Genomic DNA, 5,860 nt, shown 5'->3' on the forward strand with positions numbered 1-5,860 from the left:
GTGATCGACCTCCCCGAGTTCCGGGACATCTGCCTGCGCGGCCGCCAGCTCCGCGAGGACGCCGGGACGCTCACCGGCGACGCGGTCGAGTACGGCAAGGAGGACGCCGAAGAGGCCGCCCGCGTCCGGCTGCTGACCGACTGCGTCAGCGTCCTGGACGCGGCCGAAGTTGACCGGGCCCGCACCGAACGGCTCCTGGAGCTGCTTCAGCAGGCGCTCCCCGACCGGTACGAGGACGTCACCAAGCCCCAGTTGCAGGCCCGGCTCCGCGACGCCGGAGCAGGCACGACCGGGAAGCTCGGCCCCATAGACGGCATGGCCAACCCCAACGGCTACACCCGCGCCCAGATCGCCGACGCGATCCCCCGCAAAAAGGGCTAACCACCCCGGTCGCCCGGGTGGTTCACCCCCGGTCAGCGCCCGGAATGGTCCGGTATGTCCCCCGGTCGCCGAAGACCCTCAACCGGTCGATCGACCACCCCGGGGCTCCGGCCGACCATCGGCCAAACCGGTACAAACCCGCACACGGACCGGGGGGCAACCACCCCCCGGACCACCCCGCAAAACCACCCATACCCGCCGTGGCGCTCCCTCCGCCTGGACAGCACCCGGAGCGCCACGGCCACCCACCCCGCACCGCAGAGGAGTTCGTCATGGGCAAGCAGACCGCGTTCCGCACCGAGAGGGACCTGCGCCAGCTCCGCAAGATCGTCGACATCGGGACCGTCCTCTACCTGACGGTGGAGCTGGAGACCCGGGGGGCCCCGTGGGAGGACCCCAAGCAGCTCCGCGAGTGCCGCGTCACCGGCCGGTCCTGGCTCGTCTCGGACTGGGTCGTCGACAACGCCGGGACGCTCGCCGACCTGGTCCACCAGGGCACCGTCTACACCGTCCGCCCGCAGGGCCTGAAGCTCCTGAGCGAAGAGGCCACGCAGTGCGAGGGCCCGCTCGACGGCATGGGCCAGAAGTACAACCGCCGCCTGGACCGCCGCGAGCTGGAGGCGCTGGAGGCGCAGGTCGCCGCCACCACGGCGGGCAACGCGAAGGCCGGCCGCGGCAAGAAGTCGAGCTGGTGGTGACCGGCCCCGCCCCCCGTCCCGCCCAACCCGACGAAGGAGAACCCGTGATGGACACCAGCAAGCAGGACGCCGTCGACGCCGCCGCCCGCGCCATCGCCGCAGGCACGCCCAACGACCCGGTCACCGGCCGCCTCCCCGAGATCGCCGAGGCCCTCGCCAAGGGCGCGACCCACAACGAGATCGCCCTCGCGGTCCTCGCTCTCCGTGGGATCCGCTGACTGGACATGCCGATGGGGCGCTCCCTCCGCCTGGACAGCACCAGGAGCGCCCCACCCACCCAACCCGCAGCCGTAGGACCGCAGGAGGTACCCAGAGATGAGCACGACCCTGACCCGCCCCGCAACTCCGGCGCCCGCCGCCGAGGCCGTCATCGACGTCGACGGCCTGGTCGCCGACATCGAGCACTACCTCGCCGCCCGCACCCGCACCACCGCCCACCCGCTCGTCACCAAGACCACCGCCGAACTCGTCGCCGAAGCGCTTGGTGCCGAGCAGCTGCACGCACCGGCCGCCGTCCTGCCCGGCCGCGTCCTGCGACTGCTGCCCGACTGGGTGCTCAGCGTCCCGATGATCCGTCACCGCCACGGCGTCGCCCGGCCCATCACGGTGGCCGAGCACCTGGAGCTGACCGCCCTGGTCATCCAGCGCTACGGCTGGGCCCAGGGCACCCACCGCACGACCGGCGGCCGCCGCTGCATCCTCGGAGCACAGGCCGTCCTCTACCGGCTCGGCATGGGCGACGAGTCCACGGTCGCCGCCGCCGGACAGCGCCTCCAGTCCGTCCTGCGCGCACGCGGCTGCACCGCGACGTACGCCGCGTGGAACGACTGCCCCGACCGGACCGAGGCCGACGTCCTGGCGCTCGTCCGCGAGGCCGCCCGTACGGCGGTGACCCGCTGATGGGCTGGACGATCTCCCACGGCACCGTGACCGGCGAGCCGACCCACCGCAGCTACAACGCCGTTGGCTCCCTGGCCCAGGCCGCCGCCCACGCGCTCACCGCCCGCGACTGGGCCCTCCTCCGGCCGGTCCTCCACCGCCCGAGCGGCGACCCCTTCCAGATCAGCCCCGACGGCGCCCGCGCCGCCGCTGGCCTTCTGCTCCGCGCCGCCGACTCCGGCCTCATGGACCGCCAGTCCGGCCAGCTCGCCCGCGACCTCGCCGCCGCCGCGACCCGGGCCGCCGCCGCCCGCCAGCTCTGGAACTGGAGTTGACCGCCGTGGCCACCTGCCAGACCTGCGGAACGTCCGGCCCGGACGTCGAGGAGATGGACGACCCGTTCACCGCCGCCCTCTACCCGGAGCGGACCGAGCACGACCAGATGACCCTCTGCCCGACCTGCCACGTCGCCCGATACGAGGAGAGCTGACATGGACCGCACCCCCGCCGGCCCCGGCCCGTCGGCCGCCGACGTCGCCGCCACCGTCGACCCCATCCAGGCCGCCGCGCAGGCCGCCGCCATCGAGGAAGTCCGCGTCTACGTCGAGAACATCCGACCGACCGACCTCACCGACGCCGGACGGCTCGTCGGCCACCTGATGAACGCCGAGGTCCTCCTGATGAACGTCGCCGCCGCCTTCGCCGACCGCACCGACACGGAGGGCCAGGCATGACCCGCAAGCACGCCATCGTCGAGGCCGCGCCCTCGCTCCTCGTCAGCCACGGTGCCGACTTCTTCGGCGAGGACCGCCACCCGCTCGCCGCCGTACGCGCTCTGGGCCCGTACGCCCAGAACTCGGTGCCCTGGGACGACCGTCCGACCATCGCGCCGCTCGTCCAGCTCCTGGAGGACCTCGCCGACCGGGAGGCCCGGAGCTTCCCCCCGGCCGAGGCAGCCCAGCTCTCCGAGCAGCTCCTCGTCATCGCCCGCAACCGCCGCATCAAGACTGCTGTCGCCGAACTCGCCCGCGCCCTGGCCGACGCCGCCGCCCGCGCCGCCGCCGACAGCGAGCCGTGGACCTGGTCGGTCGAGACGTAGTTGCTGCACTTTTTGGACCGCTCAACGCGGGCGCGCGCGTGGCCGGCCACCGGCCGGGGTGTAACGGAAATCGCCCGGCGGCGTACTACCGGGTGAGACCCCCGCCCAAGTCCCTGATCTGCGAAGAGGAACGCTCGTGGAACTGATGAGACCGCTCTACGCGAACGCGCGCGCCTGTAACGGATCACAGGCCCACTCCGTCCATAGGCCGACGAGGCTCACGACGAGGAGGACCTGACGCACAGGAGCCCCGCCCAGACCCGGGCGGGGCTTCTTCCGCACCGTCAATTCACACCAGCCACAGGGCCCTCGGGCGGGGCGGGGGCAACGAATGGCTCAACTAGTGCCAGGATCATCAGGAGCAAAAAAATGGCGCGACCCAGGGGGCCTATTCCCTGAACCGCGCCACGTGAGTCCGACCGACCGAGCTGCTAAGACCAACCAGAACGGACCCAACGCTGTGCCTACCAGCGTAAGGGACGCTTCGGCGTCCGCGACACCCCAGACTTCCGACGCGCCGCGTGATGACCCCGCTGCCGTCGCTCCCGCCGGAGGCGCTGTGCGCCCCGCTGAGAGCCCCGCCGGGCCTCAGTGTCACTGCGGGGCCCCGATCACCCACACGCCCGGGAAACGGCCGCGTGTGTACTGCTCTGACGCATGCAGGAAGCGCGCGAACCGCGCCAACGCCAAGGGCGAAGCCCTGGCGGCCCGGCCCACCACGACCGCCACGGCGGCACCGGCCCGGACCAAATCCGGACGCGGCCTTGGTACTACCGCGAAAACTACGGACATGCAGGTCAGCGGCCTGCATCAGAACGGCGAAACGGACAACCCGGGCAGCCGCACGGCAAAAAGGGACGCGGCCCCGTTCAGCGGAGGCGTCCCCGGCGCGAAGCCGGAGACCGGCACGGACACGGCTGCCCGTGACGCGGCCTTCATCCTCCGGGAGGCCCTGCGCCCGCTGTCCGGCCTCCAGCGGCTCGCCGACTGCGGGCTGTCCGTCCTCGCGGGCGGCGTCACCCCCGTGATCCGCAACGGCCGGGCGGGGTTCGCCGGGGTCGTCACCTGCGGCTCGGTCCACGTCTGCCCCTGCTGCTCGACCTCGATCCGCCGCGTACGGCAGGACGAGCTGGAGCAGGTCGGGGAATTCTGGGAGTGCCAGTCCTGCGGCCTGGTGATGATGACGCTCACCATGCGGCACTACCTCCGGGACCGGCTCGAAGACCTGCTCGGCAAGCAGCGCGAGGCGTGGAAGCGCGGCTTCGGCCAGAACGCGGGCCGGGCCTGGCGCGACGCGAAAGCCGCGTACGAGATCCGCGGCTTCGTCCGGGCCTGGGAGGTCACCCACGGCTCGAACGGCTGGCACGTGCACTACCACGTGCTGCTGTTCCTGGCCCGGCCCCTGGCGGCCGGTCAGGTCCAGGAGCTCCAGCACCTCGCGTTCGAGGTCTGGTCCGCCGCCCTGGTCAAGGTCGGGGCCCGGATGCCGGTCGAGATCAGCGAGAAGGACGGCAAGCCCGTCGCCGTGCGGATCGACGCCCCGGACCGGGGCGAGTCCGGCAAGCTCGCCCGCTACCTGATGAAGGGCCAGGACGGGAAGGCGAAGTGGGGCGTCGCCCACGAGCTGACCCGGCAGGACATCAAGCAGGGCCAGGGTGGACACCGGACCCCCTTCGAGATCGCCCGCGCCGCCACCGCCCCGGACGCCGACCCGATCGACGTCCAGCTCTGGCAGGAGTTCGTGGCGGCCGCCGTCGGCATCCGAGCCCTGTACTGGTCCAACGGACTGCGCGCCCTGCTCAAGGAGATCGGCTTCGAGCTGGACGACCGCGCCGACGGCAAGGTCGCCTCCGACGAGGCATCGGCCGGGACACCGCTCGCCCGCATCCCCGCCTCGACCTGGTACCGGTACATCGCCCGGCACCCCGGCCGACCGCTCGCCCTGCTGCACGCCGCCGAGAAAGGCGGCGCCGCCGCCGTACGCGCCCTGATCGAGACGTGGGGACTCACCTGGGGACTCGACGTCCAGGAGCCCGACGTCTTCGAGGCCGGGACCGTGCCGACCGCCGACGAGGTCCTCCAGAGCATGGAGCGCGAGACGCTCGCCGCCCGCATGGCTGTCTGGCGCGACGAGTTCGACCGCCAGGACCGCGAGCGTCGCGCCTCCCGGATCGTCCGGCAGGCACCCGGAGCCTGGGACGCCCGCAAGGACGCACAGGCCGCGCTCGACGCGGCGCGCGTTGTCGACGGCACCGAGACCTTCCTCAGCCTCCTGCACCGCCGCCGCCGCGAAACTCTCGCCGCCGCCCAGTAGCCAGCCGCCTTACCCGTGAGGAGAACAACCGTGACCCGCAATCTCCCTGACGTCAGCTTCGCCCGCATCGCCGACCAGAGCGGTCAGCACGTCTTCTTCTGGGCGGCCCCGTCCGCTGGCTTCGACGAGCTGCTTGCCGTCTGGAACCGGATGGACGGCATGACCGCTCAGCCGTTCACCTTCGCCGAACCCGCCATCGTCGCGGCCGCCCAGGACTGGATCGCCGACAAGCTCCAGGAGCACGACAAGGCCACCGTGATGCTCGGCTCGATCGAGAAGGGGAAGTGGGTCAACTGGAACCTCCCGACCGTCCCGCGTCCCGCCGTGCCGACCGACTGACGCCTGGTCCTGCGGGGGCAGCCGACGCAAGCGCCGGCACCGGAGCCCCGGGGGCTCCGGGCGGTGGTCGGCCGGAGCCGGTGACCGGACGCGGGAGCGTCCAGGCCGAGAAGCCGGGGCGGTCGCCGCCTTGTCGACCGGGGCCACCAG

The 5,860-nt window shown here is 72.5% G+C and carries 10 protein-coding genes; all 10 read left to right on the top strand.

Annotated features, from left to right (window positions below; all coding sequences use genetic code 11):
- The coding region (locus tag ACWFR4_RS47295) for a DUF3631 domain-containing protein (protein ID WP_453657992.1) at positions 1-381 on the top strand (381 nt) is incomplete at its 5' end.
- A 272-nt stretch (positions 382-653) separates the two neighbouring features.
- Positions 654-1,079 (top strand): hypothetical protein, encoded by a 426-nt coding sequence (locus ACWFR4_RS47300; RefSeq protein WP_376247459.1) that lies wholly within the window; start codon positions 654-656, stop codon positions 1,077-1,079.
- A gap of 47 nt (positions 1,080-1,126) precedes the next feature.
- Positions 1,127-1,297, top strand: a complete 171-nt coding sequence (locus tag ACWFR4_RS47305; protein WP_376247456.1) for a hypothetical protein — start codon at positions 1,127-1,129, stop codon at positions 1,295-1,297.
- 97 nt (positions 1,298-1,394) lie between these two features.
- Positions 1,395-1,979: a DUF6197 family protein gene (locus ACWFR4_RS47310; RefSeq protein ID WP_376247453.1), complete on the top strand. Its 585-nt coding sequence runs from the start codon at positions 1,395-1,397 to the stop codon at positions 1,977-1,979.
- Positions 1,979-2,293 carry a DUF7739 domain-containing protein gene (locus ACWFR4_RS47315; protein ID WP_376247450.1) on the top strand — a complete coding sequence of 105 codons (315 nt, stop codon included), beginning with the start codon at positions 1,979-1,981 and terminating at the stop codon, positions 2,291-2,293. The genes ACWFR4_RS47310 and ACWFR4_RS47315 overlap by 1 nt, the downstream gene beginning before the upstream one ends.
- A gap of 5 nt (positions 2,294-2,298) precedes the next feature.
- Positions 2,299-2,448, top strand: coding sequence for a hypothetical protein (locus ACWFR4_RS47320; RefSeq protein WP_376295865.1), 150 nt, complete (start codon positions 2,299-2,301; stop codon positions 2,446-2,448).
- A gap of 1 nt (position 2,449) precedes the next feature.
- On the top strand, positions 2,450-2,692 hold the full coding sequence (locus ACWFR4_RS47325; protein WP_376648126.1) for a hypothetical protein: 243 nt from the start codon (positions 2,450-2,452) through the stop codon (positions 2,690-2,692).
- The gene (locus ACWFR4_RS47330) at positions 2,689-3,057 is read left to right on the top strand and encodes a DUF7739 domain-containing protein (RefSeq protein WP_376648125.1); all 369 of its coding nucleotides are present in this window, start codon (positions 2,689-2,691) and stop codon (positions 3,055-3,057) included. Before ACWFR4_RS47325 ends, ACWFR4_RS47330 begins: the two co-directional genes overlap by 4 nt.
- A gap of 790 nt (positions 3,058-3,847) precedes the next feature.
- Positions 3,848-5,371, top strand: a complete 1,524-nt coding sequence (locus ACWFR4_RS47335; protein ID WP_376648124.1) for a protein rep — start codon at positions 3,848-3,850, stop codon at positions 5,369-5,371.
- 30 nt (positions 5,372-5,401) lie between these two features.
- The gene (locus ACWFR4_RS47340; protein WP_376295863.1) at positions 5,402-5,710 is read left to right on the top strand and encodes a hypothetical protein; all 309 of its coding nucleotides are present in this window, start codon (positions 5,402-5,404) and stop codon (positions 5,708-5,710) included.
- Positions 5,711-5,860: the final 150 nt, after the last annotated feature.

It is taken from the genome of Streptomyces sp. NPDC055140 (genome assembly GCF_053607285.1).